Source organism: Pseudomonas brassicacearum subsp. neoaurantiaca (assembly GCF_013608025.1).
Taxonomy (GTDB): Bacteria; Pseudomonadota; Gammaproteobacteria; order Pseudomonadales; family Pseudomonadaceae; genus Aquipseudomonas.
The window spans coordinates 1-693 of sequence record NZ_VDLV01000023.1 but is presented as its reverse complement, the minus strand read 5'-3'; the positions used below and the strand labels follow the sequence as shown (position 1 = coordinate 693).

General features: G+C 53.0%; 1 protein-coding gene. It reads left to right on the top strand.

Translation table 11 applies throughout. The features are described 5' to 3' along the window. Positions 1 to 655: IS3 family transposase (locus FHK92_RS15105; protein ID WP_181288769.1), on the top strand; the 655-nt coding region annotated here is incomplete at its 5' end. Between the last annotated feature and the right edge of the window lie 38 nt (positions 656 to 693).

Genomic DNA, 693 nt, shown 5'->3' with positions numbered 1-693 from the left:
GATTAGCAAAGGCCTGAAGGCTCAGAAAATAACAGCTGGAAGGAGCCTTGTCCGAGCGCTGATGAGGGAGGCCAACATTGTCAGTAAACAACGTCAGCCCCACCCCTTCAGATCCAGAGGCGTGGAGGCATTTGTCGCGCCCAATCGGCTAAAACGCAACTTCAAACCGGCGGCAATCGATCAGGTTTGGTGTGGCGACGTGACGAGTCTGATGGTGGGCAAACGCTGGCTTCATCTGGCCATCGTGATTGATTTGTATGCTCGCAGGGTCATTGGCTGGGCTTTTTCTCTGGTTAATGACGCCAACTTGGTCAGCAAAGCGCTACGCATGGCGACAGAAGTACGAACGTGTCCTCCTGGGCTGATGTTTCACTCAGATCAAGGATGTCAGTACACCAGTCGCAAGTTTCAAGAAGAACTGACATGCCACGGCATTTTGCAAAGCATGAGCCATCGAGGGCAGTGCTGGGACAACGCTCCAACTGAGCGCTTTTTTGGCACGCTAAAGTCAGAGTGGGTACCTCGCAACGGCTACGGCCTGATCGAGGAGGCAAAGACGGACATGGTGCGTTTCTTCATGTACTACAACCGCACTAGGCTCCACAGCTACGACAACTACCTGTCGCCAATAGCCATGGAGCAAAAAGCGGCATAAACACCGTAATCGGTGTCCGGGATTACTTGACCAGTTCA